The organism is Pseudomonas sp. BP6 (assembly GCF_017875935.1).
Classification (GTDB): domain Bacteria; phylum Pseudomonadota; class Gammaproteobacteria; order Pseudomonadales; family Pseudomonadaceae; genus Aquipseudomonas; species Aquipseudomonas putida_Y.
Genome location: NZ_JAGINI010000001.1, coordinates 1,616,546 through 1,642,382, shown reverse-complemented (window position 1 = coordinate 1,642,382; position 25,837 = coordinate 1,616,546). Strand labels below are relative to the sequence as shown.

Here is a 25,837-nt window from a genome sequence, read left to right as displayed (position 1 = left end):
TTGCGGGCTTGAGCGCTGCACTGGCAAAGAAATGTAACAGCTACCCATTCGGCACCACTGGCAAACGGGTCTAGGCTCAAGCTCATGTGATACCGGGCCCCTCTGACGGCTGCCAAGCCGCCATGTCGGATCACTGTTGCCATGCAACGTCGACATTCAAGGAGGGGCTCATGACAGCTCTGCAAGCATTCCTCACAACACCTGTCCTCGGTACCAGCGCCTGGTTGTGGCTGGTGTTCATGGCCATCGTCATCGGTTTGCTGGTGCTCGACCTGGGCGTGCTGCACCGCCACGACCGGGAAATTGAAATGCGCGAGAGCCTGCTGCTGTATTCGGGCTATTTCAGTGTCGGTGTGCTGTTCGGCGCGGGGGTCTGGTACCAGTTGGGTGCGCAGTCTGCGCTGGAGTTCTACACCGGCTTCCTGGTCGAACAGTCGCTGTCGATGGACAACGTGTTCGTCATGGCGATGATCTTCAGCTACTTCGCCATCCCCCGTCGCTACCAGCACCGCGTGCTGTTCTGGGGCATCCTGGGCGTGGTGTTCCTGCGGGCCATCATGATCGGCGTGGGCGCGGCGCTGGTACAGAACTTTGCCTGGGTGCTGTACATCTTCGGTGCCTTCCTGCTGTTTACCGGGGTGAAGATGGCGCTGTCGAAGGAAGACAGCCGCCCGGACCTGGCCAACAACCCGATCCTCAAGTTCGTGCGGCGGCACATGCGGGTTACCGACCAGATCCATGGCTCGCACTTCTTCGTACGCCAGACCCCGCCCGGGCACAGCAAGGCGCTGCGTTATGCCACCCCGCTGTTTCTGGCGCTGGTACTGATCGAACTGGCCGACCTGGTGTTTGCCGTCGACAGCGTGCCGGCGATCTTCGCCATCACCCAGGACCCGTTCATCGTCTACACCTCCAACATCTTCGCCATCCTCGGCCTGCGCTCGCTGTATTTCGCGCTGGCGGCGCTGATGCACCGGTTCGTTTACCTCAAGTACGCACTGGCGCTGGTGTTGATCTTCATTGGCTGCAAGATTTTCTACCACGGCATGGTGGGCAAGGTGCCGGCGCTGCTGTCGTTGGGCGTGACATTCGGGTTGTTGCTGGGTGGGGTGGTGATTTCGTTGATCAAGACGCGGGGGCAGACGTTGAATAAAGACGACAAGACGATAGAAAAAGCAGCTAACGAGAAGAAAACAACGGGACAAAAAAAGAATGACCCACAGTTACGGGTCTGAGTTGCAATCATTGCTTGATGATGAAGTAACCAACCGCTCCCCAAAGTGAGGCAATCAAGATCAACCAAAGGGCTGCTCCCATATCTCGCCTCAACTTTGGGGGAAAATTGTCAAGCTCCGCTTCGTTCAACCATCCGAGGCGTGAATGTAACCTAGGGAATGTGACCAAAGCGCTTACTGTACTCATCAGTAGGCATCGATGCCTTAGGTTTCGTCCGCCCCATACGGGTTTCATCTGCTCAAGATAGGGGTTGCTCGTGATCGCTGAAAGGGCGACATCAAAATCACTCGACAAAGCAATTTTCACATTGATAGCGATCCCCGCAAGGCCCAGAACGAAAGGCGCAATCAGGAATCCTATTTGCAACAATGGGGACCAATTGTCAAAGTCAATCATCAGTCACCTCATGAAGGAGTTCACCGGTTTGCTCTCCGAGGGCGCCAATACCAATAGCGCCTGCAGAAGAGGCGGCGCCAACGATCGCAATCCCGCACACTGCACCAAACCCACCGGTACCCACCGCAAAAATACCGCATAACGCAGCTGCTGCAGCACCTCCACCAGAGGCGCCTACCAACCCTCCCGTTAGACCCCCTACAAAATTTCCCGCTTCAGTAAACCGAACCTTTCGACAAGCACGAGTCTCCCCGGCCCGACAGACTTCTTTTACTTTCAGATAAGACGAGGTCCCGCCCAGCCCAATCGCTGCATACCCTCCGTATTGAAGGTACTTACTTAACCGCGCCACCTTCTCAAGATGTGTCGCATACCCCGGAATCTGCCCCGGTCCGCCCGCTTTCGACCAATGGTGCACCAGGCTCTTGGTAGAGATACTCAAGCTCTTCTTCAGCCGCTCATAGCTCCCCAGATTCAGTTGCTTATTAAGCAACGCCGCTTTCAACTGGCCATCCAGTTGCTGCAACAACCGCCTGCGCTCGGCGAAGAAACCCGGACTATTCAAATGGCCATGGTGCATGAACTCACGCTGGTGCAATTGCTCGATGCTGGTCAAGGTATTGCTTACTTGTTTCAAGCCTTGATCCAGCATGTCCTTGCCCACGCCCATGGACAGACTGGCGTTGCTGAGCAAGCCGGCGATTTCGGCCTGGTGCTGCATCATGAAATCCGCTTCGACGTAGTCGAGTGCCTCCAGCGCACGCCGCGCATGCTGCGCAGCCGCCATAAGCTCTCCCTCTTCGCGCTTGCAGGCATTTCCATTGTCAGGATCACCGATAACGAAGATTTCCCCAGCTTTGAACCCTTGCGCATACGTGGGGTTGAGCCGCTGTAACCGTGAGACCGGCAACGTGGAATCGTGACCGGCCAGTTGAAGCAGTATCTGGGGAAACGACATGCGTCGTGGAACCACGTAGAAGCCAGGCTCCAGCGAACCAGGCAGTGCACCTATTACCGGTTGGGAGAAGCGCTCGGGGTTGAAGGTGGGTGACAGCTCGGCAGCGTGGGTATTGGCACGCCCTGCAATGGAGTGCATGGACGGCGGAGCCTCATACAAGGGCGCGACTACCCGGTTGGTGCCCGGCGAACAGCCACAGACAACCAACGCACCATCCATAGCCACCCGCTGGCCATCTGAAATAAAGTGATCCACACCTTCGGCGACAGTTCCCGCCTGCCCACAAAGAGGGCATGGCGTGGTGTGGTCGCCTTCACGGAGCACCATTCGGCCTTCGTCTAGATAGCCGGCCCCCGTAGCAATACAGACAGCACCCGTTGTGGTGACATCGCCATCTACCGCCTGACCTTTCCCCTCTAGATTGACGCGCATATATGAACTCCCTGTACTTGATCCAGGTTGGAAACCTATCACCAGCAAGGGAGATTCAAGTGGCCTCAGCCAAAATTCAGATACGTCCTACAAGTTGCAGGACTTTGCGCAATCACTGCAGGCGCGGGTTTGATCGCGAATGGGCCGGCGCAGGCTGACGCGTTCACCGCCCGCTACGCAACATCTCCACCGGCACATACTTGCCAATTTCGTATTTGCCAATCGCCGCCCGGTGCACTTCATCCGGCCCGTCAGCCAGGCGCAGGGTGCGCTGCATGGCATACATGTAGGCCAGCGGGAAATCGCCGCTTACCCCTGCCCCGCCATGTAGCTGGATAGCCCGGTCGATCACGTTCAATGCCACGTTCGGCGCCACCACCTTGATCTGGGCGATCTCGCTACGGGCCACCTTGTTGCCGACGGTGTCCATCATGTAGGCCGCTTTGAGCGTCAGCAGCCGGGCCATGTCGATTTCCATGCGCGAGTCGGCGATCTTGTCGACGTTGCCGCCCAAGCGTGCCAGTGGCCGACCAAAGGCAGTACGCTCCACCGAGCGCTTGCACATCAGCTCCAGCGCGCGCTCGGCCATGCCGATCGAGCGCATGCAGTGGTGGATACGGCCTGGGCCCAGTCGGCCCTGGGCAATTTCGAAGCCGCGGCCTTCGCCAAGGATCACGTTTTCGTACGGCACCCGCACATTCTCGAAAAGGACTTCGGCATGACCATGGGGCGCATCGTCATAACCGAACACCGGCAGCGGGCGGACGATCTTCACGCCCGGCGTGTCGGTAGGCACCAGCACCATGGAATGCTGCTGGTGGCGTGGCCCTTCAGGGTCAGACAGGCCCATGAAGATCATGACCTTGCAGCGCGGGTCGCAGGCGCCGGAAGTCCACCACTTGCGGCCGTTGATCACCCACTCGTCACCGTCACGTATGGCGGTCGCAGCCATGTTGGTGGCGTCCGAGGAGGCCACGTCCGGTTCGGTCATGGCAAACGCCGAGCGGATCTCGCCACGCAGCAGCGGCTCCAGCCACTGGCGTTTCTGCGCCTCGCTGCCATAGCGCACCAGCACTTCCATGTTGCCGGTGTCCGGCGCCGAGCAGTTGAACGGCTCCGGCCCGAGCAACGAGCGGCCCATGATTTCTGCCAGCGGTGCGTACTCCAGGTTGCTCAGGCCGGCGCCGTATTCCGACTCTGGCAAGAACAGGTTCCACAGCCCTTCGGCGCGGGCCTTGGCCTTGAGCTCCTCCATGATTGCAGTGGGCTGCCAGCGGTCACCCTCGGCGACCTGGCGCTCGAACACGGCCTCGGCGGGGTAGACATGAGCGTCCATGAACGCAGTGACACGCTCGCGCAGTGCCTGGACCTTGGGCGAATAGGCGAAATCCATCTGGGCTACCTTCACAGTTCGGAGTACGTGGGGCAGAGCCTAGAGCAGCATTGCTCCATCCACCTAGTCTATTTTCCGCGTGTATAAACATTCATAACCGATATATGATCGACCGATAATTCCAACAAAGAGCGGCGCCCATGAACCTCACCAAGGTCGACCTCAACCTGTTCATCGTGTTCGATGCGATCTACACCGAAGCCAACCTGACCCGCGCCGGGCAGATCGTCGGCATTACCCAGCCGGCAGTGTCCAATGCCCTGTCGCGCCTGCGCGAAACCTTCAATGACCCGCTGTTCGTGCGCACCGCGCAAGGCATGGTGCCCACACCCATGGCGCAGAACATCATCGGTCCGGTGCGCAACGCCCTGGCGCTGCTGCGGACCTCGGTGCAGGAAAGCCGCACGTTCAACCCGCAGCAGGCCAACAAGACCTTCCGCATCAGCATGACCGACCTGACCGAGGCGGTCATCTTGCCGCCGCTGTTCCAGCGCCTGCGCCGCCTGGCACCGGCGGTAATGATCGAGAGCTTCCTGTGCAAGCGCCGCGAGACCACCAAGGAACTCGCCGCCGGCCGCCTGGACTTTGCCATCGACGCGCCACTGAACACCGATCCGCAGGTGCGCCACATCAAACTGATGCAGGACCGCTATGTCTGCGCCCTGCGCCAGGGCCACCCGCTGGCCGACAGCAAGCTGACCCTCGACAGCTACCTGGGCATGACCCATATCCATATCTCCAGCCGGCGCAACGGCCTGGGTTACGTCGACCTGGCGCTGGGCAAGATGGGGGTTCAACGCAAGGTCGCTCTGCGTTCGCAACACTACCTCATGGCGTCGCAGGTGTTGCAGCAGACCGACATGGCGATGACGGTTCCCGAGCGCTTCGCCCGTCGCCATCAGTTGCGTTATCAGGCGCTGCCGGTGGAGGTGCCTGCACTGGAAACGCACCTGTACTGGCATGAAAGCACCGACCAGGACCCGGCCAACCGCTGGATGCGCGAGCAGATCACCGAATTGTGCGAGCGCGTGGTGGCCGAGGAAGAGAAGGCGCTGGAGCCCGCCTGAAAAAGCTGGCGCGGAGCCATTCATGGCTCCTCAGCAAAGAAAGTAGAAAATTCCCGTAAATTTATTCCGTAGAGATTTTTTTTCTACAAGAACCGAGAATCGAACAAGGGAAGGGAAAAATATCTCGCTGCTGGCGGGTACGCTTACGTCAATGATTAACGATTTCACGGCCACTGACACGGACCCGCCCCAATGCCTAGCGCCCCGCTCTACTTCGATTACGCCGCCACAACCCCGGTCGACGACCGGGTCATCGAAACCATGCTCGCCTGCCTGGGAAACCAGGCCAACTTCGGCAACCCGGCGTCCAGCGGCCACGCCTACGGCCAAGCTGCACGTCACACCGTGGAACAGGCCCGTCAGCAAGTAGCCGAGTGCGTCGGTGCGCAATCCGAGCAACTGGTGTGGACCTCGGGCGCAACCGAGTCCAACAACCTGGCGCTCAAGGGTATTGCCCAAGGCATCGGCCAGCCCGGACACCTGATCACCAGCCAGCTGGAACACAAGGCCGTGCTTGACACCGTGGCCGAACTGGAACGCCAGGGCTGGGCCGTTACGCGCCTGGCAGCGGATGCCGACGGCCTGATCCAGCCTACAAGCGTACAGGCAGCGTTGCGCGCTGACACCCGCCTGGTATCGCTGATGGCGGTCAACAACGAACTGGGTACGGTCACCGACTTTGCCGCGATCGGCGAGCAGGTGCGTGCCCACGGTGCCCTGCTGCACGTGGATGCCGCGCAGGCTGTGGGCAAACTGGCTATCGACCTGCATAAGATGGCCGTGGACCTGATGTCTTTTTCGGCGCACAAGGTCTACGGGCCCAAAGGTATCGGTGCGCTGTATGTAGGGCCACGCGCCCGCGCGCTGATGCGTGCCCAGATGCACGGCGGCGGCCATGAGCAAGGCTTGCGTTCCGGCACCCTGGCGACCCATCAGATCGCTGGCATGGGCAGCGCCTTTGCCTTGGCCGGCCAACCCGGCGACAGCGAGTACCAGCGCCTTGAGCAATTGGCAAGACGCCTGCGCACAGGCCTGCTGGCCATGCCCGGCGTTACCCTGAATGGCTGCGCCAAGCAACGTATTCCCCATACCTTGAACCTGTGCATCGACAGCAAAGGCTTCAACAGCACTGCGCTGGCCAGCGAACTGGCCTTGTCGACCACCTCGGCCTGCAATTCGGCGAGCAACGCTGCCTCGCATGTGCTGCTGGCACTGGGGCTGGATGAACGCCAGGCACGCAACAGTGTGCGCTTGAGCATCGGCCGTTTCAGCACCGAGGCTGACGTGGACAAGGCGCTCGAAGTGTTTGGCCGGGTGCAGGCGTCAGCATCGGCCGCACTGTGGTGACCATGCCCTAGAACAGGCGGCTGTCCGGCGTGAAATCCTCAACCAGGATTTTCGCGCTCTGCGCCTGCGGGTGCCGTGGGTTGAACAGGTAATTGGTGGTGCTGGGCATGATCGCGCTTGGCACCGGCAGCAGCAATGCCGAACAGTCATCCAGAAAGCGATTGCCCAACGTACGGGTCAACTCAGGCTGGGCGGACCAGCCGGGCTGCAAAGCGGGCAACTGCGCCTGGGAAACCGTGTCAGGCAGTTCGATGCGAAGCAAGCGCATGGTGGTAGGGAAATCCTCGGGGTCGATCTCCAGATGCACCAACACTTCCAGCATCGCCCCGGGAGGGCTGGTGGCGGCATACACCACCGGTCGACCCGCCTGGTGCCAGCGGCCACTCACACGCAAGCCCCCCGTACCGCTCAAGTCTGCATAGGCGCTGATTCGCCACAAAATCACAGGCCATAGCCCTCGGCAATCTGCAGCAGCATTTCTTCGACCTGAGTGGTGCCTTGCTGGGTGGTGAGCATCTGCATCGGCGTCAGCCCCGAGAAGCGTTCCTTGGGCTTGGACAGCCAGCGCTTGGCCTTGCCCGCTTCACCGAACACGGCCTCTGCCATGGCGGTGATGTGGGCCGAGCGGAACAGCCGGTCGCTCTCATCCACGGTCAGCGGTTGGTCACGCTCGATACGGGATTTGAGCGTGCGCAGCGGGATGATCTGGTCGCGCTCCACCGGCGTGAGCACACCGCGTTCGGTCAGTTTCACCAACCAGGTGGCGGCAAAACCATCGGTGATGCGGGTGTGAATTTCGAAGTCGCTGGCAAGCTCGGGAATGTCCAGCAGCGCCTGCAGGCGCGCCCGGTACTCGTGGTAACCGTTGTCGCGAAGCACTTCGGCAAGCATGGCACGCTCCTTTTCGGCATTTGCCGATAAGTATGCGGTATATGCCGGGTCATTGCCAGTTTGCCGGGGCGGGCAATCGAAGCCAGGGCTTTGCCAGATTGACCGCCAGCATTGCCAGGACCGCAAAGCGGCCCCGGAAACCTCACAGGAAGGTGAACACTTGCGATGCCGGCAACCGCGACTTGTTCAGCCCGGCATTGAAGTCCGCCTCGCTGCGGTAACCCAGGCTCAGGATCACCACACTGGTGAACCCACGCTCACGCAAGCCCAGTTCGGCATCGAGGACCTTGCTGTCGAAGCCCTCGATCGGCGTGGCATCCAGCCCATGCGCTGCCGCACCCAGCAAGGCAGTACCCAACGCCAGGTAGGTCTGCTTTTCCATCCAGTGCTGCACATCCTTCTGGTCGAAGCGGTGCAGGTTGACGTAGTGACGGCGGCTCTGGTTTTGCCCGGCGCGCGCTTGCTCATCACGGAAACGGCCATCGGCAGCCTCTTGATCGAGCACGGCGTTCAGGTGTTCTTCAGTCATTTCGGTACGGGTGCAGAACACGATCACATGCGAGGCATCGAGAAGCTTCTGCGTGTTGTAGGCATAACCCTCCGCCGTGCTCTTGGCCAGGCGGGCCTTGCCTTCGGCCGTGTCGGCGACGATGAAATGCCAGGGCTGGGAATTGACCGACGACGGGCTGTGGCGCAGTTGTTCGAGCAGGGCGTCGACAGTGGCTTGGGGAATGCGGCGTGAGGCATCGTAAGCTTTGGTAGTGTAACGGCGCTTGGCCAGCGATACGGTATCCATGCGACAACTCCGGAATGAACAGTGGATGTGCCGCGCATCTTATCTTTCCAGCAAAAAAGAAAAAGCGGCACAATGTAACAACACTTTCATCCCTGGAATGAAAATGCTGCGCATCACCGACCTCGAACTGTTTGCCCGCAGCAGCGTGCTGGGCAGCTTCACTGCCGCCGCCCATGAAGCAGGCCTGCTGCCGGGCCAGGTGGCTGCCGCGATCAAACGCCTGGAACGCGACCTGGATGTACGCCTGTTCGCCCGCACCACCCGCAGCCTGCGCCTGACCGCCGAGGGCGAGCGCTACCTGCCAACCGCGCTGAATGTGCTGGAAAGCCTGCGCCAGGGCCATGAAGATCTGCATGGCAACCCCAATAGCCTGCGCGGCACTCTGCAGGTGTCGGCCCCTTCCGACATGGGCCGCAACATGCTGCTGCCCTGGCTCAGCGCTTTCCGCCGCGACCACCCGGCATTGCAACTGCGCTTCTTTCTGTCCGACCAGATGGCCGACCTCAACCGCGACCCTGTGGATGTGGCCATCCGCTATGGCCTCAATCAGGATGCCAACTACATCGCCCTGCCGCTGGCCGAATGGAACCGCCGAGTGCTGGTGGCCTCGCCCGACTACCTGGCCCGCCACGGCCGCCCGCTCACCCCCGACGCGCTGCAGCAGCATGCCTGCCTGCTGTACATGCAGCACAGCCGGGTGTACGACAAGTGGCAGTTGGGTAATCGCACGGTGCAGGTGCGTGGGCCGCTGGTCAGTGACGATGCCGACGTCATCCGCCGCCTGGCCATCCAGGGGGAAGGTATCGTCTACAAGTCGTGGCTGGATGTCAGCGCCAATATTGCGGCCGGGGAACTGGAAATCGTCCTGCCCGAATTGCTCGGCGAGTCTACCCCGCTCACGTTGGTTTGCCCTCATCGCAAGCAACTCACGCCTGCCGTGACGCAATTGCACCTGTGGCTGCGCGAACGCTTCGAGGCCCTGCGCGCCCGGGCACTGACCAACGGCTGCACAATCGTTCCAGACTGAGCCGGGGGCGTTGCGCTAAGGTAGCGATTTACCCCACGGTACACGTCCATGAGCAACTGGATCGACTTCAAACAAGACGCCGACACCGGCATCGAGTCGGTCCGGGCGCATTTTGTCGGGCATGCCTATGACCCCCACTGGCACGACAGCTTCCTGGTCGGTGTGACCGAGCAGGGCGTGCAGCAGTTCAACTGCCGTCGCGTGCGCCACCGCAGCACGCCGGGGCAGGTGTTTTTACTTGAGCCTGGCGACATCCACGATGGCCTGGCGCCCACCGAAGAAGGCTTCACCTATTCGACGCTGTACCTGGAGCCCGCCTGGCTCGACCAACAGCTGCGCGCGCTGTACGAGCACGCGCCAGGCGACAGCCTGCCCAGCTTTGCCGACACCCTGTGCCATGACGAACGTCTGGCGCGGGCCACCGCCCAGGCCTTCCAGGCCGTGCATGGCCAGGACTTGCGCATCGTCAGGCAAACGGCCATGGACGATCTGCTGGCCTGCCTGACCCGCCACTTGCACTGGCGCCGCCGCATCAACCCCGACCCGCGCCTGCCGCTGACCGCACAGCGTGCCCGGGACTTCCTGCACGCCAACCTGGAGCGCGACATCGGCCTGGAAGACCTGGCCCAGGCCTGCGGCATCGACCGCTTTCGCCTGACCCGTGCGTTCAAGGCAGCGTTCGGCATTGCACCCCATGCCTACCTGATCCAGCTGCGCCTGGCCCGCGCGCGGCGCCTGCTTGCCCAAGGTCAGACACCTGCTGAAGTGGCCGTGGCGTTGGGCTTTGCCGACCAGAGCCATCTGGGGCGCTGGTTCCGCCGCGCCTACCAGTTGACCCCGGCTGACTACCGCAGGCGCTGCTCAAACCTTCCAGACTGAGTGCCGGCAGGCAGCGAGCATGGTGCTCCGCGTTTACGGAGCCCTGAACCATGTCGCAGTCGTTGTTGCCCTTCATTCTGTTCGCCCTGGTGTCCAGCATCAGCCCGGGGCCGACCAACCTGTTGATCCTGGCCCATGGCGCCCGCCGGGGCCTGCGCGCAAGCCTGGCGCCGATCGTGGCGGCGTGTGGCGCGGCAGCAGCCATTGTGCTGCTCGTCGGGCTGGGGCTGGGCGAACTGCTGCTGCGTCACCCCTTGGCGCAACAGCTGATGAGCTGGGCCGGGGTGTTGTGGCTGAGCAGCCTGGCGTGGAAGATGCTGCGCAGTGCCGCCACCCCGCTCCACACGACCACGGCGCCAGGCTTCAGTGCGCTCAGCGCGGCCTCGTTGCAGGTGGTGAATCCCAAGGTGTGGTTGATGGCCGTGGCGGTGGTCGGGGTATTTGCCGCGCCGTCACTGCCAGTGTGGCAGTTGGCGCTGGTGTTTTGGCTGATCGCTCTACCGAGCATGACCGCATGGGCGGTGTTGGGGGTGGGGAGCGCCCGGTGGCTGCAGGCACCGGGGCGGTTGCGGGTGTTCAATCAGGTGTTGGCGGGGGTTTTGTTGATATCGGCATGGGCTGCAGTATTGGCCTGAGTCTCTGCTTGACCGGCAAGGGGCGCCTCGGCTCAACGTGTCAACGCCTCGCGAAAACGCCGGGTACTGGCAACGGCCAGTACCAGCCCGACCACTGCCACGCTGCCGCCCACCAGGCCGATATCAGCCACGTTCATCTGGCTGCTGACGATACTGCCCAGCAGCGCACCACCGCCAATGCCGATGTTGTAGATACCCGAGAACAGCGCCATGGCCACATCGGTGGCGTCGGACGCCAGCTTCAGGGTCCTGGACTGCAGCGCCAGGCTGAAGCTGAGAATCGCCACGCCCCAGAACATGCTCAGCACTGCGAACGCATAGAAATTGCCCGACAGCGGCAACATCAGCAACAGGCACGCGGCGAGTACTCCGATCGAACCCACCAGGAAGCCATGCGGGAAGCGATCGCTGTAGCGGCTGAACAACAACGAACCAAAAACCCCGGCACCGCCGAACAACAGCAGCAACAGCGTGGTACGGTCGCCGCCGATCTGCGCTACGTGCAGGGCGAACGGTTCGATGTAGCTGTAGGCCGTGAACTGCGCGGTAATGACCAGTGTCACCAGCAAGTAGGTAATGACCAGTGCCGGGCGCTTGAACAGGACCGGCAGGCTGCGCAACGAACCGGAGTTCTGGCTGGGCAGCAGCGGCAGCGATTTCATCAGGCACAGCATGGTGGCTAGCGCTACCCCGGCAATGCTCAGGAACGTGATGCGCCAGCCCAGTGCCTCGCCCACCACACGACCCAGCGGGATGCCCAGGACCATGGCCAGGGTAGTACCGGTGGCCAGCAGGCCCAGCGCCTTGGCCTGCTGGCCCGGCGGCGCCACACGCACCGCCAGCGAGGCAGTGATGGACCAGAACACCGCATGCGCCAGGGCAATGCCGATACGGCTGACCAGCAGCATGGCGAAGCTCTGCGAAAGCCACGACAGCAAGTGGCTGACAATGAACACCAGGAACACGAACAGCAGCAGACGCCGCCGTTCGATGTTGCGGGTCAGCAACATCATGGGCAACGAGGCCAGCGCCACGATCCAGGCATAGATAGTCAGCATCAGGCCGACCTGGGCAGTGCTCATGTCGAAGCTGCGGCCAATGTCACTGAGCAGCGCCACCGGGACGAACTCGGTGGTGTTGAAAATGAAGGCCGCCAAGGCCAGGGCGATGACGCTCAGCCAGCTGCCGCTGCCTGTTGTGGGCGGCAGGTGCGTGGGTATGGGTTCGTTCATGGGTGGAAACTGCTTCTCCGCAGGCAACGCAACAAACCGCACGCCAGCGACCCGCTTGCCGGGGTGCCAACGTACGTTTTGTTATGGATAGGAATGCCCGGCATGGTACGCGTCAAGCGGGGGCCTCACAACCGCAGCACAGGCAGAAGGAGTACCATGCGCACTTTGTATGAAACGCGTGTGCAACAAGGAGCCCGATCCGCTCATGGACAAGCAGCCCCCCCAGCAGCAGTGGCAGCAGGCAGTTACCGCCTATGCCCAGGCCGTCAACGACTATGTCGCGCAGGGCCGTGCGCACGGCTGGGACAACCTCGAAGAGCCGCAGGCACCCACCACCAAACACCTGCTTGACGCGTGGCTGGCAGCCCTGCAGGCAGCCAACCGCCCTGACATCGACGAACAGCAGCGCCAGGCATTCCGCGACGCCTGGCCACCGGCGCACCACCCCCTGATACCGTTGCTCGAAGACCACGGCCAAGGCATCAGCAATGTCCTGCTGTTGGAAGATGGCAGCCTGCTGGCGCGCATCGGCATGCCATACGACAAGGGCCAGGTGGTGCGTATCGACCACCATGGGGTAACCCCGGTCATCGGCATCGAACACTTTGGCCGCTGCCCGGCGCGGCGCTATTTCGCCCTGGCCAATGCCGAGGGCGTGCGGGTGACCGATGGCTGGGGCGGCCCGCAAGTGCAACGCCTGGCCTGGCCCACCGGGCTGGAGGGGTTGCCGCCAGGTTACCCGTTCGAGCCGTTCGACCTGCCGCCCACACCGACCGCGCTGATCCCCTTCCCCGATGGCCAGCGCGTGCTGCTGGTGAGCGCCGAAGGTATCTTCGTGCTGGCCACTCAAGGTGCGACTCGCCTGCTGCCACAGCAGGCACGCGTGCTCGAAGAGCTGGCCGAGGGCACCGACCCGGACGACATCAGCCTGGGGCTGAGCATGGAGCATGGTGCAGTGTCGGCGGATGGCCGGCTGATCGTCGTGGGTGAGCAAGGCAGCCGGCACCTTGTTCTGAACGAACAGCTCAAGCCGCTGGCGCACATCGGCCCGGGCAGCGAATACCCGCACTTTGCCTTGTTCAACCGCGCCGGTGACCAGTTGATCGTCAATGCCTGCCATTTCTACAGCGGTGCCACGCTGGCCGTGAGGGTGGCAGACCTGCACGGGCTGGATACCGATTACTACAGCCAGGACCCGCGTACCCCGCTGGTGCAGGAGGGCGCAAGGGTGTATGCAGGGGTTGCGCGCGATGGCGAGTACATTGTGGGTGATGCCTATGGCTACCTGCGGGCGTTTGGCGAAAAGGGTACGGAGCACTGGCAGCACTACCTGGGATCGACCATCAGTGCGATGGATATCAGCGCCGACGGGCAAACGCTGGTGGCGGCGAGCCATGCGGGGGTTATTTCGGTGATTGCGCTGGATAGCGGGCGGCCCGAGTGGCAGATCGGTACCGGCGCGCACGGCGAGGTGCGGCGATGGTTGTTCTGGAAGGGCTGGGACAAGCCGATGGCCTGGTAAAACGGCTGCATCGTTGCTGCCTGTGCCTCCCCCACCGCAAGCAAGCCCTACATCACCCCTGTGCAGGAGCGGGCTTGCCCGCGAAGATGCCCGTACAGGCAACCGATCAATCAGCCTTGTAACGTGGCCATGTCGATCACGAACCGGTACTTCACATCACCGGCAATCATCCGCTCATAGGCCTGGTTGATGTTGCGGATATCCAGCATCTCGATATCGCAACGGATGTCGTGCTCGGCGCAGAAGTTCAGCACTTCCTGAGTCTCGGCAATCCCCCCGATCAACGACCCCGCCAGCACCCGGCGCTTCATCACCAGGTTGGCCGCATGCAATGCCGGGTCGATCGGTTCGATCAGGCCGACCAGGATGTGCACACCGTCGAACTTCAGCGTTTCCAGGTACGGGTTGAGGTCGTGCTGCACCGGAATGGTGTCGAGCAGGAAATCGAAACGGCCGGCAGCGGCGCGCATCTGCTCGGCATCGGTGGAGACGATCACATGGTCGGCCCCCTGGCGGCGCGCTTCCTCGGCCTTGGCCTGAGAGCGCGTGAACAGGGTCACCTCCGCCCCCAGGGCCTTGGCCAGTTTGATGCCCATGTGGCCCAGGCCGCCCATGCCGAGGATGCCGATCTTGTGGCCGGGGCCAACGCCGTGGTGCTTGAGCGGCGAATAGGTGGTGATGCCGGCACACAGAATAGGTGCAGCGCTGGGCAGGTCCATGCCGGCCGGTATGCGCACCACGAAGTGCTCGCTGACCACGATGCTGCTGGAGTACCCCCCCATGGTGTTGCTGCCGTCGACCCGGTCCGGGGTGGCGTAGGTCATGGTCGGGCCTTCCAGGCAGTATTGCTCCAGGTCCTTGGCGCAGGCTTCACAGGTACGGCACGAGTCGACCATGCAGCCAACGCCCACAAGGTCACCGACGTTGTACGCGGTGACCTTGTCGCCCACCGCGGTGACCCGGCCGATGATCTCGTGGCCCGGCATCAGCGGGTACACGGCAATGCCCCATTCGTTGCGCGCCTGGTGGATGTCGGAGTGGCACACGCCGCAGTACAGGATGTCGATGGCGACGTCATCCGAGCGCGGGCTGCGGCGTTGGAACGTCATGGGGGCCAGGGGGCTGGTGGGGGTTTGAGCGGCATAACCGATGGCGGTATACATGCAGGGCCTCGCAGTGAAGTGAAACGATTCAGGCGACGCATTTTGCGCGTCGTTCGCCGCCTCGCCCACGGCTGATTCTCCGGCATGCATGCCTGATTCTACGAAGATGCCAAGCCATGGCTGGCGCCACGCCCTCAATCTGCGATGATCAAGCTGTCTGATTCTCTGCCCCTGGTCCACCATGCAACTGACCCGTCACGTCGATGCCAATGCGCCGCTCTGCTCACTGATCCGCAGCCTCACCACGCGCCCGGGCTTCGTGCCCACGCACCTGCCCCAGGTGCAGGTGCTGAGCTGGGACCACTATGTGGCCAGCAGCCCGCAGATCTACGAACCAAGCCTGATGATCCTGGCCCAAGGCAGCAAGCTGGCACGCCTGGGGCCGCGTACCCTGGAGTACGGTGCAGGGCATTACCTGGTGCAGGCGTTGTCGGTGCCGTTCATGTGTGAAACCTTTGCCACCCGCGAGGCGCCGCTGTTGGGCGTGGCGGTGGGCATCGACCGTGGCGTGCTGGGCGAGTTGGTGCAGAGCATGGGCCTGGCACCGGACGCTGAAGTGCAGGCGCAAACCCCGCAATCGATGACGTCGGCGGCACTGGATGAGCCCATGCGCGAAAGCGTGGAGCGCCTGCTGCGCTGCCTGCACGACCCGCTGGACGCCAAGGTGCTGGGCCCGGCGCGGGTACGCGAAGTGCTGTACACCGCCCTGCGCGGCCCCCAGACCGGTGTGCTGCGGGCACTGGTGGAGCAACAGGGGCACTTCGCCCGCATCGGCGCCGCCCTCGCCCATCTGCGCGAGCACTACAGCGAGCCACTGAGCGTGGAGGCACTGGCTACGCGTGCCAACATGAGCGTTTCCACCTTCCACGAACATTTCAAGCGCTGCACCGATATGGCGCCGATGCAGTACCTGAAGCGTTTGCGGCTACTCAAGGCGCAGCAGATGCTGATTGGCGAAGGCCTGGGCGTAGCACAGGCTGCGCACCGGGTGGGCTATCAGAGCACCTCGCAGTTCAGCCGCGAGTACAAGCGTCAGTTCGAACGTAGCCCGGGGGATGAACTGCCTTACCAGAGCCTGCCGGTGTAATCGCCTGACCTGAACGGCCCCTGCAGGTCAGTCCGCCAGCGGCCACTGCGCCAATGGCCAGTAAGCCCCCTTGTGCGACTCGTAGAGCGTGAAGTGTCGCGTGGTGAGGTAAAACGCCGGCGCGCTGCTGGCCTCGGGCGGCTGCCCGCGGTAACCCCTGGACAGCGTCAGGTGCGGTCGATACTCCCGCTTGGCCGCTTCCACCCCCAACGGCAGCAACGCCTGCTGCAAACCGTACACCAGTTGCAACAGGGCCGGTGGTACCTGCTGCGCCTCCAGCACCAGGGCGCTGGCCCGTTGCCACACCTGCAAACGGTCGAGCAACAGCCGCGGCGCCGAGGCTGGCAGCGCCAGTTGGTCGACCGCCGCGCAAATCGCAGGCACCTGCGCGGCGTCCACATCACCGAGGAACAGCAGCGTGACATGGAAGTTGGCTGCCGGCACCGGTTTGCCGCTGCGCAGGTTCAGCCCTCGCCGCCACTGGGCCAGGTCACGGCGCTGGGCGTCGCTGACCGGCAAGGCGAAGAACAGCCGCTTGAACGGGCTACCACTGGGGCGTATATCCTGAACCATACTAACTCCCTGACATGAAACGTTTGCGCAAGACTGTAGGGTATTACACCAATGTCGCCCCACAGTTTCGTAACAATCAGTACAAACTACCCCCATGATTGTTTATGCTGGCGGGCTCATGCCCTGGCGCATGGCCATTCTTCGACCAGTAAACGTCCATGAAAATTGCTCTCGTACTTATCTTCGTCCTCTCGATCGCCTATGTTCACCTGCGCGGTCGGGTTCGCCACAAGCTGACTCGCCAACTGGGCGACCACTCCAGCTTCCTGGCCCCGATCAACAGTTTCCTGTACCTGTTCTCCAAACACCCGGCCAAGCCTTACCTGCCGGTCGAGGCCTTTCCAGAACTGAAACCGCTGCAGGACCACTGGCAGGAGATCCGCGAGGAAGGCCGCCAGTTGCTGCACGTAGGCGAAATCAAGAAGTCCGAGAATTACGATGACGTCGGTTTCAACTCGTTCTTCAAGACTGGCTGGAAGCGCTTTTACCTGAAGTGGTATGGCGAAAGCCACCCGTCCGCGATGGCCCTTTGCCCACGCACGACCGAGCTGCTGCAAGGCATCGGCACGGTCAAGGCCGCCATGTTCGCCACCCTGCCACCGGGTGCCAAGCTGGTGCGCCACCGTGACCCGTATGCCGGCTCGTACCGCTACCACCTGGGCCTGGACACCCCGAATGACGATGGCTGCTACATCGATGTGGACGGCGAGAAGTACGCGTGGCGCGATGGTGAGGCGGTGATCTTCGACGAAACCTACATCCACTATGCGGCCAACACCACCGAGCACAACCGCATCATCCTGTTCTGCGACGTCGAACGCCCGCTCAAATACCGCTGGGCAACCGCGTTCAACCGCTGGTTCAGCCGCAACGTGATGGCCGCTGCCGCTGCGCCCAACGATGCCAGCGACAAAACCGGCGGTATCAACCGCCTGTTCACCCGCATCTACAAGATCCGCGAGCGTGGCAAGGCGCTGAAAAAGCGCAACCGCATGCGCTACTACCTGGAAAAATGGGCAGTGGTCGCGGCGTTGGTGCTGGTGTTCATCTACATCTGAAGGCTCAACGCAGGCCACTGTACGACTGGCCTGCGTTTACCCACCAAAGTACCGCCTCGCACGTGCCACGCTTCGACTAGCCTGAAAGCTCCACTCGCAACCACCCCAAGGTGAAGACGATGAGCATGATGGACTGGGACGCCTACCGTAAGCAGTTGATGGCCGGCATCGGCGATCTCAAGCAACTCTCACCCGACACCGTAGCCGGCTACATGACCGCCAGCGGTGCAGGCGCCAAGACCAACCACCTGGATGCCAAGACCCGCGAGCTGATCTCCTTGGCTGTGGCTGTGACCACCCGCTGCGACGGCTGTATCGCCGTGCATTCGCAGCAGGCCGTCAAAGCGGGTGCCAGCCGCGAGGAAATTGCCGAGGCCCTCGGCGTGGCCGTGGCCATGAACGCCGGTGCCGCGCTGGTGTACTCGGCCCGTGCAATGGATGCGGTGGGCAAGGCCAACGGTTGAGCACAAACGGCGTCGTCGCCCTTGCGCGACGACGCCGCGCCACCCAGACTGAGCGGCTCACCCCGCGCAGGAACCCGCATGATCCACATTCGCCCCATGACGCCGGACGATTTCGATCGTTTCTGGCCCACCTTCCAGGCCATTGTCCAAGCCCGTGAAACCTACGCTTTCGACCCGGCCCTGAGCTTCGAACAGGCCCGCCAGCTGTGGCTGGAGCTGCCCTTGCACACGCTGCTGGCTGAAGAAGATGGCGAGCTACTGGGTTCGTATTACCTCAAGCCCAATGCTGCCGGGCCTGGTGCGCATGTGGGCAATTGCGGCTACATGGTCTGCGAACAGGCGCGCGGCCGGGGCGTGGCGCGCTTGATGTGCGAGCACTCGCAAAAGCTGGCGCGCCAGGAAGGCTTTCTGGCTTTGCAGTTCAACTCGGTGGTAGCCAGCAACGCAGTGGCCGTGGCGCTATGGCACAAACTGGGCTTTGAAACAGTCGGCCGTTTGCCCAAGGCCTATCGTCATGCCCGCCTGGGGTTGGTGGACTGCCTGGTGATGTACAAGTGGCTGGCGGATGAGCCGGTGGTGGAAAAGCCCCCCCTGCTGATCGGGCGCAAGAACATCGAGGCACGGGTATCGCGCCGCCGCGGACGCTAGCGATTTCAGGCAAGCCTGCCTTCACACCAAGCTCGTCAAGCTGGGGCCTGGTGTTCAAGCCACATTTGGTCTCGGCGCCGCAAAAACGCACAACTTGTTGTTTTTTCTCAGCATTCACAGCACACCAACATTTGACGCCCCAGCATTTCAGTGGTCAGATGCGCGCCAGTTTCAGGTGCCCTGCGCCGCCGCGCGCAGGGTGAAACGGGAAACCGGTGCGTCGTGTTGCCCACGACAAGTCCGGTGCTGCCCCCGCAACGGTAAGCGAGCGAATCCTTCGAGATACCACTGTGCTCAAGCATGGGAAGGTGAAGGTTTCATGCCCCTCGCAAGCCCGGAGACCGGCCTGGAGCTTCATTTGGCAACCCGCGGTGGGCGGGCGCAGGCCGGAATCCGTGCGCGCGCCTGCCTGCATGGTTCGCCTTTGCGTGTTTTCCACCGGGATCCATTCATTCCTGCAGCAGTGGAACGACATGTCCCGTATGTTCAAGCTTCACCCTCTGGCGGCCTGCCTGGCCGTCACCCTGCCGGCGCTGGCTGATGACCGCGTCCCGCAGCCTCTGGCCCTGCCTTCCACGGCCATCACCGACACCCTCGACAGCCGCACCATCGACCTGGCCACGCCGACCCAGGCCGGCTCGCGCCTTGGCCTCAGTGCCCTGGAGACGCCGGCCAGCACCAGCAGTATCAGCGAACGGCAGATTCAGCAGCGCAACAACATCACAGTGCAGGATGCAGTGACCCGCTCGCCGGGCATTACCTTCGTCGGCTCCCCGGGGGACGGCGGTACTGGCCTGTCTGCCCGCGGCTTTGCCGGCCACAGCTCGGTGATGACCCTGTTCGACGGCGCGCGCCTGTACACCGGTGCCGGCACCCAGACCTTCCCGGTCGACCCGTGGATGGTCGAACGCATCGAGGTGATTCGCGGCCCGGCCTCGGTACTGCATGGCGAAGGCGCCACCGGCGCGGTGATCAACGTGATCCCGAAAAAACCTTTTGCCGGCGAGGTGCGCAACCACCTGCGCCTGGGTTACGGCTCGTGGGACCGCGAGCAACTCGGCCTGGACAGCGGCGGCAGCCTCAGCGAGCGCCTGAGCTACCGCCTGACGCTGAACCAGCAGGCCGGCAATGGCTGGGTCGACCGCACCGCTTCACGTAGCCTGGCCATGAGCGCCGCGCTGCGTTTCGATGCCAGTGATGACCTCAGCTTCACGCTGGCCCATGACCGCGGCGATGCACAACCTGCCAACTACTATGGCACCCCGCTGATCGACGGCCACTACCGCAGCAGCCTGCGCAAAAAGAACTACAACGTACAGAACGACGTGCAGCAGTACGTTGATGAATGGACCCGGCTGACAACCGACTGGGAGCTGAACGACCAGATCAGCGCCAGCAACCAGCTGTACTACATCAAAAGCCGCCGCCACTGGCGCAACGCCGAGGACTACAGCTGGGACGCAGAGCGTCAGCAACTGCTGCGCGGCAGCTACCTGGAGATCAAGCACAACCAGGAGCAGTTCGGCGACCGCCAGACCTTCACCTTCGACCACACCCTGTTCGGCCTGGCCAGCAAGACCGTGCTCGGTGCCGAGTACAACAAGGTGCGCTTCAACGTCGACAGCAATTCACCCTACAACGATGTCGGCGGCGACTACGTCGACCCGTGGCAGCCACAGCCAGGCGGGTTCCATAGTGCCTCGCCGTTGCGGCCGCAAACGCTCTCGACCACCCATACCTTTGCCCTGTTTGCCGAAAACCGCCTGCAATTGAGCGATCGCCTGTCGCTGGTTACCGGCCTGCGTCGCGACCAGAACCACATCGACCGCAACAACTTGACCAACGACAGCCGCAGCGATCGTAGCCTGCAAGGTGGCAACTGGCGCGTGGGGCTGGTGTATGCACTCAACGACGACCTGTCGTTGTACGGCCAGTACTCAACCAGCGAGGAAGGGGTCAACAACCTCATCAGCCTCAGCCCCGCACAGATGCACTATGACCTGACCGAGGCGAAGCAGACCGAGGCCGGCATCAAGCAGCGCTTTTGGGAGGGGCGTGGCGAATGGACGCTTGCCGCCTACCACATCGTCAAGAAAAAACTGCTGGTCGACGACCCGATCACGCACGAGAAGCAACAAGCCGGGCAGCAGACCTCCGATGGCCTGGAAGCGACGCTGGAGCTGGCCCTGGCCCATCAGTGGCAGGTGTCGGCCAATGCATCGCTGGTACGCGCCAAGTACGACGACTTCGACGAAATGGTCGGCGGCCTGCCACAGGACCGCGCAGGCAACCGGCCAGCCAACGTGCCACGGCGTACCGCCAACCTTTGGTTGAGCAAAGGCTTCGGCCAGCAGGTAGAGGCCGGCTTGGGGGCGCGCTATGTGGATGAGCGTTATGCCAATACCGCCAATACCCAAAGCGCCCCCGGCTACACCGTGGTCGATGCCAACATCGCCTGGCAGGTGTTGCCGGATGTGAAGTTGGGGTTGCAGTTGAACAACCTGTTCGATCGCGAGTATGTGCAGTCGGCGTTCAGCGGGCAGCAGTGGTTGATGGGGATGCCGCGGTCGTACTTCGCGACGGTGGATTACAGCTTCTGACCTGAATACCTCTTCACGGCACGGATAGCACAAAAACCGCTACCAACCCGTCACCGGCTAGTTATAAGATAACGTTTTATATGACATTCATTACTATTAGCGTTCACCCATGACAAGCGCCATCGCCACGCCCACTCTGATCACCCAGCGGCTGCAGAGCATCGACGCCCTGCGTGGCCTGGTGATCCTGTTCATGCTCCTGGACCATGTCCGCGAGACTTTCCTCCTGCACCGCCAGGTCAGCGACCCCATGGCCATCGACACCACGGAACCGGTGCTGTTCTTCAGCCGCACCCTCGCCCACCTGTGTGCGCCTGTGTTCGTCCTGCTGACCGGCCTATCGGCCTGGCTGTATGGCGAGAAGCATCAGGGCCGTGGCGACGTCTCGGCTTTCCTGTTCAAACGCGGGCTGTTCCTGGTGTTGCTGGAGTTCACCCTGGTCAACTTCGCCTGGACCTTCCAGTTGCCCCCCAGCGTGATCTACCTGCAAGTGATCTGGGCCATTGGCGTCAGCATGATCGCCCTGTCGCTGCTGGTGTGGCTGCCACGCGCCGCGCTGCTCGCCCTGGGCGCCATCATCGTCGCCGGCCACAACCTGCTCGACGGCGTGCACTTCGGCGTAGAGTCAGCCCTGCATGTGCCGTGGGCAATCCTGCATGATCGTGGCTGGCTGGCGTTTTCCGAGAACCTGCACCTGCGCACGTCGTACCCGGTGCTGCCGTGGATCGGCGTCATCGCCCTGGGCTACGGCCTGGGGCCCTGGTTCGGTCGCGGCAGCGATGCCGGACAACGCCAGCAACACCTGCTGGTGGCCGGTTTGCTCGCGCTGCTTGGCTTTATCCTGCTGCGCATGTTCAACGGTTACGGTGAGGCACCGTGGAGCGGTTACCCAACCTTCACGCAAACCCTGATGAGCTTCTTCAACATCACCAAATACCCACCGTCGCTTCTGTTCCTGACCCTGACCCTGGGCTGCGGCCTGTTGTTGTTGCGCACGTTCGAACGGGCCGGCCAGGCGCGCTGGATCACTGCACTGGCAGTGTTCGGTGCGGCACCGATGTTCTTCTATCTGCTGCACCTGTATGTGCTGAAGCTGCTGTACCTGGCCTGTGTGGCGCTGTTCGGGCTCAACCATGGCGACTACTTCGGTTTCGACGGTATTGCAGCGGTGTGGCTGGGCGCGGTGCTGCTGGCGGTTTCGCTGTACCTGCCAGTGCGCGGGTTCGCCCGCCTGAAGCAGCGTCGCCGCGACATCCGTTGGCTGAAGTACTTCTGAAAAGCGTTTTCACCTGGCGGCGCGATGGTCTACCATGCGGGCCGCCGGTTTCCACCATGGAACTAACAGGGAATCCCAGGCCTGCCAATACAGGCCAATCGGAACTGCCCCCGCAACTGTAGGTGCCGAGCCTGCTCCATCGATGCCACTGGGCCTACCGCCCGGGAAGGCGGGAGCCGGGCCGTGACGCACCAGTCAGGAGACCTGCCGGCCTTCATTCACCAACCGGCGGGGTGTCCGGGATTGGCCATCCGTGTTGCCCCAGCCACCCGCTGGGGGCTTGGCGATGCCTGTCCGTGCGTTCCTCACCAGAACTGTCCGATAGGAGATCGCCCAGCATGCTGCCCCGTTTCGCCACCCTGCTCGCGGGCCTAGGCCTCACCGGCCTGGCCCAGGCCGCTGCTACCCACTACCCGCTGACGGTCGACAACTGCGGCAAGCCGCAGACTTTTGCCCAGGCACCGCAGCGCGCCGTCACCATCGGCCAGGCCGGAACCGAGCTGCTCTATGCCTTGGGGCTGGGTGACAAGCTGGCGGGCACGTCGCTGTGGTTCAACAACGTATTGCCGGAATACCAGGCGGTGAACGCCAAGGTGCCGCGCCTGGCCGACAACGACCCCAGCTTCGAGGCGGTGGTCGGCAAGCGCCCGCAGCTGGTCGCGGTGCAGTTCGAATGGATGGTCGGTGCCCAGGGCGTGGTCGCCACCCGCGAGCAGTTCGATGAACTGAAGATCCCCACCTACGTGCTGCCATCGGACTGCGAGGGCAAGGACAACCTGGTCGGTGCAGACGGCACCCGCCTGCAAGCGTTCCAGGTAGACAGCATCTACAAGAGCGTCAGCCAACTGGCCGAGATCTTCGACGTTCAGGACCGCGGCGCAGCACTGAACGCCGAGTTGCAAGGGCGCCTCGACAGCGCCAGGGCACAACTGGCCGGCAAGGACCTGTCGGCAACTTCGGCGCTGTTCTGGTTCTCCAGCGCCGACCTGGACATCGACCCCTATGTGGCCGGCCGCCAGGGTGTCGCCGACTTCATGTTGCGCACCCTCGGTGTGCGCAACGTGGTCGAGTCCAGCGAAGAATGGCCAAGCGTTGGCTGGGAAACCCTGGCCAAGGCCAATCCGACCTGGCTGATCATCGCACGCATGGACCGCCGCCGTTTCCCCGCCGACGACTACCAGAAAAAGCTCGAATTCCTGCGCAGTGATCCAGTAACCCGCAACATGGACGCGGTAAAGCACGACCGCATCATTATCCTCGACGCCGACGCCATGCAGGCCGGCATCCGCCTGTTCCGGGGCGTGCAGACGCTCTCCACGGCCTTCGCCAGCGGTAAAGCAGCCCCGTGATGATCCGCCTGTTACCCTGCATCGCGGTTGCCTTGGGCGCCCTGTTGGCCGCCCTGCTGGCCGGCACCGCCATCGGCGAAACCAACCTGTCGCCCAGCGTGGTCGGCCAGGTGCTGGCCAACCACCTGTGGCAAGCTGCCTACCCGGTGGACCCGATCGACGCCGGCATCGTCTGGAACTACCGCCTGACCCGCACCCTGGTCGCAGCCGCTTGTGGCGCCGGGCTGGCCACCTGCGGTGTCATCCTGCAGGCGATGTTGCGCAACCCACTGGCCGAGCCCTACTTGCTGGGGCTGTCTGCCGGTGCCTCGACCGGCGCGGTACTCGTCGGCCTGCTGGGCCTGGGTAGCCTGGCATTAAGCATGTCCGCAGGGGCTTTCATCGGTGCCGTGGCCGCATTCGCCTTGGTACTGGTGCTGGCCCGCGCGGCCGGCCCCAGCAGCAACAATGCCCAAGTGATCCTTGCCGGTATCGCCGGCTCGCAACTGTTCAATGCACTGACCGCCTTCCTGATCACCAAGTCGGCCACCGCCGAGCAGGCGCGCGGTATCCTGTTCTGGCTGCTGGGCAACCTGAGCGGCGTGCGCTGGCCTTCGGTGTGGCTGGCTGTGCCGGTGGCGATTTTCGGCTTGCTGGTGTGCCTGTGGCATCGCCGTGCGCTGGATGCCTTCACCTTCGGCGCCGATTCGGCCGCCTCGCTGGGCATCCCGGTGCGGCGCACCCAGTTGCTGCTGATCAGTTGTGCAGCGCTGGTGACGGCTGTGATGGTGTCCATTGTCGGCGCCATCGGTTTTGTCGGGCTGGTTATACCCCATGCCCTGCGCCTTCTGCTCGGCCCCGGGCACAGCCGTCTGTTGCCCGCCAGCGCACTGGGCGGTGCACTGTTCCTGATTGCGGCAGATATTCTTTCGCGCACACTGATCACCGGCCAGGTGATCCCGGTGGGCGTGGTTACGGCGCTGATCGGTGCCCCGGTATTCGCGCTGATTCTGGTCAGCCGTCGGGGGCGACCATGACAGCCATGACAACTGTTCGCATCCCCCCGCTGGCCTGCCATGGGCTGGGGCTGCAACTGGCCGGCAATACCGTGCTCAGCGATATCGACCTCAGCGTTGTCGCCGGTGAAACCCTGGGCATCGTCGGCCCTAACGGCTCGGGCAAATCCTCGCTACTGAAGTTGCTGGCAGGGCTGCGCAAACCGGCCTGCGGCAGCGTGCAGCTCATGGGTGAGCCACTGGCACAGATGCCCCGCCGCCGTGTTGCCCAAGCGCTGGCGCTGGTCGAGCAACAGGCCGACACCCTCGATGCGATCAGTGTGTTCGACGCGGTTGCCTTGGGCCGCACGCCGTGGCTCTCGGCCCTGGCACCGTTCTCCCGGCAAGACTGCGCCATCGTCGAGCAAGCCCTGGCCGACCTCGACGCCCTGCACCTGCGCACGCGCCTGTGGGGGTCGCTGTCCGGTGGCGAGCGCCAGCGTGTACACATCGCCCGCGCGCTGGCCCAACGGCCGCAGGTGCTGCTGCTGGACGAGCCGACCAACCACCTGGACATCCAGCATCAGCTGAGCCTGCTGCAACAAGTGCAGGCGCTGCCGGTTACCACCTTGGTAGCGCTGCATGACCTCAACCAGGCACTGACCTGCGACCGTGTCGCGGTCATCGACAAGGGCCGCCTGGTCGCCCTTGGCAAACCCTTCGAAGTGCTTACCGCCAAGCGCCTGCTGAGCACCTTCGGCGTCCACGCCCACTACCTCACCGACCCTTTCGACGGCGCGCGCATCCTGCGCTTTCGCGCCCCCTGAACCAGGT

General features: G+C 63.0%; 25 protein-coding genes and 2 riboswitches. Of the genes, 16 read left to right on the top strand and 9 right to left on the bottom strand.

Translation table 11 applies throughout. From position 1 onward, the window contains the following. The first annotated feature begins 170 nt into the window (after window positions 1–170). Window positions 171–1,235 carry a TerC family protein gene (locus J3A98_RS07350; RefSeq protein WP_209965011.1) on the top strand — a complete coding sequence of 355 codons (1,065 nt, stop codon included), beginning with the start codon at window positions 171–173 and terminating at the stop codon, window positions 1,233–1,235. Between the two features lie 7 nt (window positions 1,236–1,242). On the opposite strand, the gene J3A98_RS07345 is transcribed toward J3A98_RS07350, so the two are convergent. The 3 genes from J3A98_RS07345 to J3A98_RS07335 all read right to left on the bottom strand — a co-directional run bounded on the left by J3A98_RS07345 (window position 1,243) and on the right by J3A98_RS07335 (window position 4,415). Then, a complete protein-coding gene (locus J3A98_RS07345; RefSeq protein ID WP_064492459.1) occupies window positions 1,243–1,632 on the bottom strand; it encodes a hypothetical protein in 390 nt (129 codons plus the stop codon). Beyond that, on the bottom strand, window positions 1,625–3,022 hold the full coding sequence (locus J3A98_RS07340; protein WP_209965009.1) for a PAAR domain-containing protein: 1,398 nt from the start codon (window positions 3,020–3,022) through the stop codon (window positions 1,625–1,627). The genes J3A98_RS07345 and J3A98_RS07340 overlap by 8 nt, the downstream gene beginning before the upstream one ends. Window positions 3,023–3,185: 163 nt before the next feature. Then, on the bottom strand, window positions 3,186–4,415 hold the full coding sequence (locus J3A98_RS07335) for an acyl-CoA dehydrogenase (protein ID WP_209965006.1): 1,230 nt from the start codon (window positions 4,413–4,415) through the stop codon (window positions 3,186–3,188). A 140-nt stretch (window positions 4,416–4,555) separates the two neighbouring features. Between J3A98_RS07335 and J3A98_RS07330 the strand changes: the two genes are divergently transcribed. Further along, window positions 4,556–5,482 carry a LysR family transcriptional regulator gene (locus J3A98_RS07330; protein WP_176683856.1) on the top strand — a complete coding sequence of 309 codons (927 nt, stop codon included), beginning with the start codon at window positions 4,556–4,558 and terminating at the stop codon, window positions 5,480–5,482. 192 nt (window positions 5,483–5,674) lie between these two features. Next, window positions 5,675–6,829 (top strand): aminotransferase class V-fold PLP-dependent enzyme, encoded by a 1,155-nt coding sequence (locus tag J3A98_RS07325; protein ID WP_209965004.1) that lies wholly within the window; start codon window positions 5,675–5,677, stop codon window positions 6,827–6,829. Window positions 6,830–6,836: 7 nt separating this feature from the next. On the opposite strand, the gene J3A98_RS07320 is transcribed toward J3A98_RS07325, so the two are convergent. The 3 genes from J3A98_RS07320 to J3A98_RS07310 form a co-directional block, all read right to left on the bottom strand. Then, a complete protein-coding gene (locus J3A98_RS07320) occupies window positions 6,837–7,274 on the bottom strand; it encodes an RES family NAD+ phosphorylase (RefSeq protein WP_209965002.1) in 438 nt (145 codons plus the stop codon). Continuing rightward, window positions 7,271–7,720 carry an antitoxin Xre/MbcA/ParS toxin-binding domain-containing protein gene (locus J3A98_RS07315; RefSeq protein WP_003250525.1) on the bottom strand — a complete coding sequence of 150 codons (450 nt, stop codon included), beginning with the start codon at window positions 7,718–7,720 and terminating at the stop codon, window positions 7,271–7,273. The genes J3A98_RS07320 and J3A98_RS07315 overlap by 4 nt, the downstream gene beginning before the upstream one ends. 142 nt (window positions 7,721–7,862) lie before the next feature. Then, a complete protein-coding gene (locus tag J3A98_RS07310; protein ID WP_014591578.1) occupies window positions 7,863–8,516 on the bottom strand; it encodes an oxygen-insensitive NAD(P)H-dependent nitroreductase NfsB in 654 nt (217 codons plus the stop codon). Between the two features lie 103 nt (window positions 8,517–8,619). Between J3A98_RS07310 and J3A98_RS07305 the strand changes: the two genes are divergently transcribed. Genes J3A98_RS07305 through J3A98_RS07295 form a run of 3 tightly spaced genes read left to right on the top strand, consistent with a single transcriptional unit; the run spans window position 8,620 to window position 11,057 of the window. Beyond that, entirely contained in the window at window positions 8,620–9,543 is a 924-nt protein-coding gene (locus J3A98_RS07305) for a LysR family transcriptional regulator (protein WP_101196124.1), read from the top strand. A 48-nt stretch (window positions 9,544–9,591) separates the two neighbouring features. Beyond that, complete coding sequence (locus J3A98_RS07300) at window positions 9,592–10,422, top strand: AraC family transcriptional regulator (RefSeq protein WP_209964999.1); 831 nt, start codon at window positions 9,592–9,594, stop codon at window positions 10,420–10,422. Window positions 10,423–10,472: 50 nt separating this feature from the next. Continuing rightward, window positions 10,473–11,057: a LysE family transporter gene (locus tag J3A98_RS07295; protein ID WP_209964996.1), complete on the top strand. Its 585-nt coding sequence runs from the start codon at window positions 10,473–10,475 to the stop codon at window positions 11,055–11,057. A gap of 32 nt (window positions 11,058–11,089) precedes the next feature. Here J3A98_RS07295 and J3A98_RS07290 read toward each other — a convergent pair whose 3' ends face one another. After that, on the bottom strand, window positions 11,090–12,289 hold the full coding sequence (locus J3A98_RS07290; RefSeq protein WP_209964994.1) for a sugar transporter: 1,200 nt from the start codon (window positions 12,287–12,289) through the stop codon (window positions 11,090–11,092). A gap of 205 nt (window positions 12,290–12,494) precedes the next feature. On the opposite strand from J3A98_RS07290, the gene J3A98_RS07285 reads away from it, so the two are divergent. Next, the gene (locus J3A98_RS07285; protein WP_209964992.1) at window positions 12,495–13,811 is read left to right on the top strand and encodes a hypothetical protein; all 1,317 of its coding nucleotides are present in this window, start codon (window positions 12,495–12,497) and stop codon (window positions 13,809–13,811) included. Window positions 13,812–13,921: 110 nt separating this feature from the next. Here the strand turns inward: J3A98_RS07285 and calA are convergent, their stop codons facing one another. Further along, entirely contained in the window at window positions 13,922–14,974 is a 1,053-nt protein-coding gene (gene calA, locus J3A98_RS07280) for a vanillin reductase (RefSeq protein ID WP_209964990.1), read from the bottom strand. A 181-nt stretch (window positions 14,975–15,155) separates the two neighbouring features. Between calA and J3A98_RS07275 the strand changes: the two genes are divergently transcribed. After that, window positions 15,156–16,061, top strand: a complete 906-nt coding sequence (locus tag J3A98_RS07275) for an AraC family transcriptional regulator (RefSeq protein ID WP_209964988.1) — start codon at window positions 15,156–15,158, stop codon at window positions 16,059–16,061. Window positions 16,062–16,088: 27 nt separating this feature from the next. On the opposite strand, the gene thpR is transcribed toward J3A98_RS07275, so the two are convergent. After that, window positions 16,089–16,634: an RNA 2',3'-cyclic phosphodiesterase gene (gene thpR / locus J3A98_RS07270; protein WP_209964986.1), complete on the bottom strand. Its 546-nt coding sequence runs from the start codon at window positions 16,632–16,634 to the stop codon at window positions 16,089–16,091. 158 nt (window positions 16,635–16,792) lie between these two features. Between thpR and lpxO the strand changes: the two genes are divergently transcribed. The 8 genes from lpxO (at window position 16,793) to J3A98_RS07230 (ending at window position 25,830) form a co-directional block, all read left to right on the top strand. After that, window positions 16,793–17,692 (top strand): lipid A hydroxylase LpxO, encoded by a 900-nt coding sequence (gene lpxO, locus J3A98_RS07265; RefSeq protein WP_209964983.1) that lies wholly within the window; start codon window positions 16,793–16,795, stop codon window positions 17,690–17,692. Between the two features lie 119 nt (window positions 17,693–17,811). Further along, window positions 17,812–18,156 (top strand): carboxymuconolactone decarboxylase family protein, encoded by a 345-nt coding sequence (locus tag J3A98_RS07260; RefSeq protein WP_014591592.1) that lies wholly within the window; start codon window positions 17,812–17,814, stop codon window positions 18,154–18,156. A gap of 78 nt (window positions 18,157–18,234) precedes the next feature. Then, on the top strand, window positions 18,235–18,804 hold the full coding sequence (locus J3A98_RS07255; RefSeq protein WP_209964981.1) for a GNAT family N-acetyltransferase: 570 nt from the start codon (window positions 18,235–18,237) through the stop codon (window positions 18,802–18,804). Between the two features lie 156 nt (window positions 18,805–18,960). Next, window positions 18,961–19,169: riboswitch (cobalamin riboswitch) on the top strand. 108 nt (window positions 19,170–19,277) lie between these two features. Next, window positions 19,278–21,404 carry a TonB-dependent receptor gene (locus J3A98_RS07250; protein WP_209964979.1) on the top strand — a complete coding sequence of 709 codons (2,127 nt, stop codon included), beginning with the start codon at window positions 19,278–19,280 and terminating at the stop codon, window positions 21,402–21,404. A 109-nt stretch (window positions 21,405–21,513) separates the two neighbouring features. Then, window positions 21,514–22,680, top strand: a complete 1,167-nt coding sequence (locus J3A98_RS07245) for a DUF1624 domain-containing protein (protein ID WP_176683868.1) — start codon at window positions 21,514–21,516, stop codon at window positions 22,678–22,680. Window positions 22,681–22,708: 28 nt separating this feature from the next. Continuing rightward, a riboswitch (cobalamin riboswitch) is annotated at window positions 22,709–22,907 on the top strand. A gap of 111 nt (window positions 22,908–23,018) precedes the next feature. Then, window positions 23,019–24,029: an ABC transporter substrate-binding protein gene (locus J3A98_RS07240; protein ID WP_176683869.1), complete on the top strand. Its 1,011-nt coding sequence runs from the start codon at window positions 23,019–23,021 to the stop codon at window positions 24,027–24,029. Beyond that, window positions 24,029–25,045, top strand: a complete 1,017-nt coding sequence (locus J3A98_RS07235; RefSeq protein ID WP_209964977.1) for an iron ABC transporter permease — start codon at window positions 24,029–24,031, stop codon at window positions 25,043–25,045. Before J3A98_RS07240 ends, J3A98_RS07235 begins: the two co-directional genes overlap by 1 nt. Then, window positions 25,042–25,830: an ABC transporter ATP-binding protein gene (locus J3A98_RS07230; protein WP_209964976.1), complete on the top strand. Its 789-nt coding sequence runs from the start codon at window positions 25,042–25,044 to the stop codon at window positions 25,828–25,830. Before J3A98_RS07235 ends, J3A98_RS07230 begins: the two co-directional genes overlap by 4 nt. Window positions 25,831–25,837: the final 7 nt, after the last annotated feature.

Bases quoted from the DNA above. Each gene is read 5' to 3' on its own strand.
- J3A98_RS07350 (WP_209965011.1), top strand. From the start codon at position 171: ATGACAGCTCTGCAAGCATTCCTCACAACACCTGTCCTCGGTACCAGC.
- J3A98_RS07345 (WP_064492459.1), bottom strand. From the start codon at position 1,632: ATGATTGACTTTGACAATTGGTCCCCATTGTTGCAAATAGGATTCCTG.
- J3A98_RS07340 (WP_209965009.1), bottom strand. From the start codon at position 3,022: ATGCGCGTCAATCTAGAGGGGAAAGGTCAGGCGGTAGATGGCGATGTC.
- J3A98_RS07335 (WP_209965006.1), bottom strand. From the start codon at position 4,415: ATGGATTTCGCCTATTCGCCCAAGGTCCAGGCACTGCGCGAGCGTGTC.
- J3A98_RS07330 (WP_176683856.1), top strand. From the start codon at position 4,556: ATGAACCTCACCAAGGTCGACCTCAACCTGTTCATCGTGTTCGATGCG.
- J3A98_RS07325 (WP_209965004.1), top strand. From the start codon at position 5,675: ATGCCTAGCGCCCCGCTCTACTTCGATTACGCCGCCACAACCCCGGTC.
- J3A98_RS07315 (WP_003250525.1), bottom strand. From the start codon at position 7,720: ATGCTTGCCGAAGTGCTTCGCGACAACGGTTACCACGAGTACCGGGCG.
- J3A98_RS07310 (WP_014591578.1), bottom strand. From the start codon at position 8,516: ATGGATACCGTATCGCTGGCCAAGCGCCGTTACACTACCAAAGCTTAC.
- J3A98_RS07305 (WP_101196124.1), top strand. From the start codon at position 8,620: ATGCTGCGCATCACCGACCTCGAACTGTTTGCCCGCAGCAGCGTGCTG.
- J3A98_RS07300 (WP_209964999.1), top strand. From the start codon at position 9,592: ATGAGCAACTGGATCGACTTCAAACAAGACGCCGACACCGGCATCGAG.
- J3A98_RS07295 (WP_209964996.1), top strand. From the start codon at position 10,473: ATGTCGCAGTCGTTGTTGCCCTTCATTCTGTTCGCCCTGGTGTCCAGC.
- J3A98_RS07290 (WP_209964994.1), bottom strand. From the start codon at position 12,289: ATGAACGAACCCATACCCACGCACCTGCCGCCCACAACAGGCAGCGGC.
- J3A98_RS07285 (WP_209964992.1), top strand. From the start codon at position 12,495: ATGGACAAGCAGCCCCCCCAGCAGCAGTGGCAGCAGGCAGTTACCGCC.
- calA (WP_209964990.1), bottom strand. From the start codon at position 14,974: ATGTATACCGCCATCGGTTATGCCGCTCAAACCCCCACCAGCCCCCTG.
- J3A98_RS07275 (WP_209964988.1), top strand. From the start codon at position 15,156: ATGCAACTGACCCGTCACGTCGATGCCAATGCGCCGCTCTGCTCACTG.
- thpR (WP_209964986.1), bottom strand. From the start codon at position 16,634: ATGGTTCAGGATATACGCCCCAGTGGTAGCCCGTTCAAGCGGCTGTTC.
- lpxO (WP_209964983.1), top strand. From the start codon at position 16,793: ATGAAAATTGCTCTCGTACTTATCTTCGTCCTCTCGATCGCCTATGTT.
- J3A98_RS07260 (WP_014591592.1), top strand. From the start codon at position 17,812: ATGAGCATGATGGACTGGGACGCCTACCGTAAGCAGTTGATGGCCGGC.
- J3A98_RS07255 (WP_209964981.1), top strand. From the start codon at position 18,235: ATGATCCACATTCGCCCCATGACGCCGGACGATTTCGATCGTTTCTGG.
- J3A98_RS07250 (WP_209964979.1), top strand. From the start codon at position 19,278: ATGTCCCGTATGTTCAAGCTTCACCCTCTGGCGGCCTGCCTGGCCGTC.
- J3A98_RS07245 (WP_176683868.1), top strand. From the start codon at position 21,514: ATGACAAGCGCCATCGCCACGCCCACTCTGATCACCCAGCGGCTGCAG.
- J3A98_RS07240 (WP_176683869.1), top strand. From the start codon at position 23,019: ATGCTGCCCCGTTTCGCCACCCTGCTCGCGGGCCTAGGCCTCACCGGC.
- J3A98_RS07235 (WP_209964977.1), top strand. From the start codon at position 24,029: ATGATCCGCCTGTTACCCTGCATCGCGGTTGCCTTGGGCGCCCTGTTG.
- J3A98_RS07230 (WP_209964976.1), top strand. From the start codon at position 25,042: ATGACAGCCATGACAACTGTTCGCATCCCCCCGCTGGCCTGCCATGGG.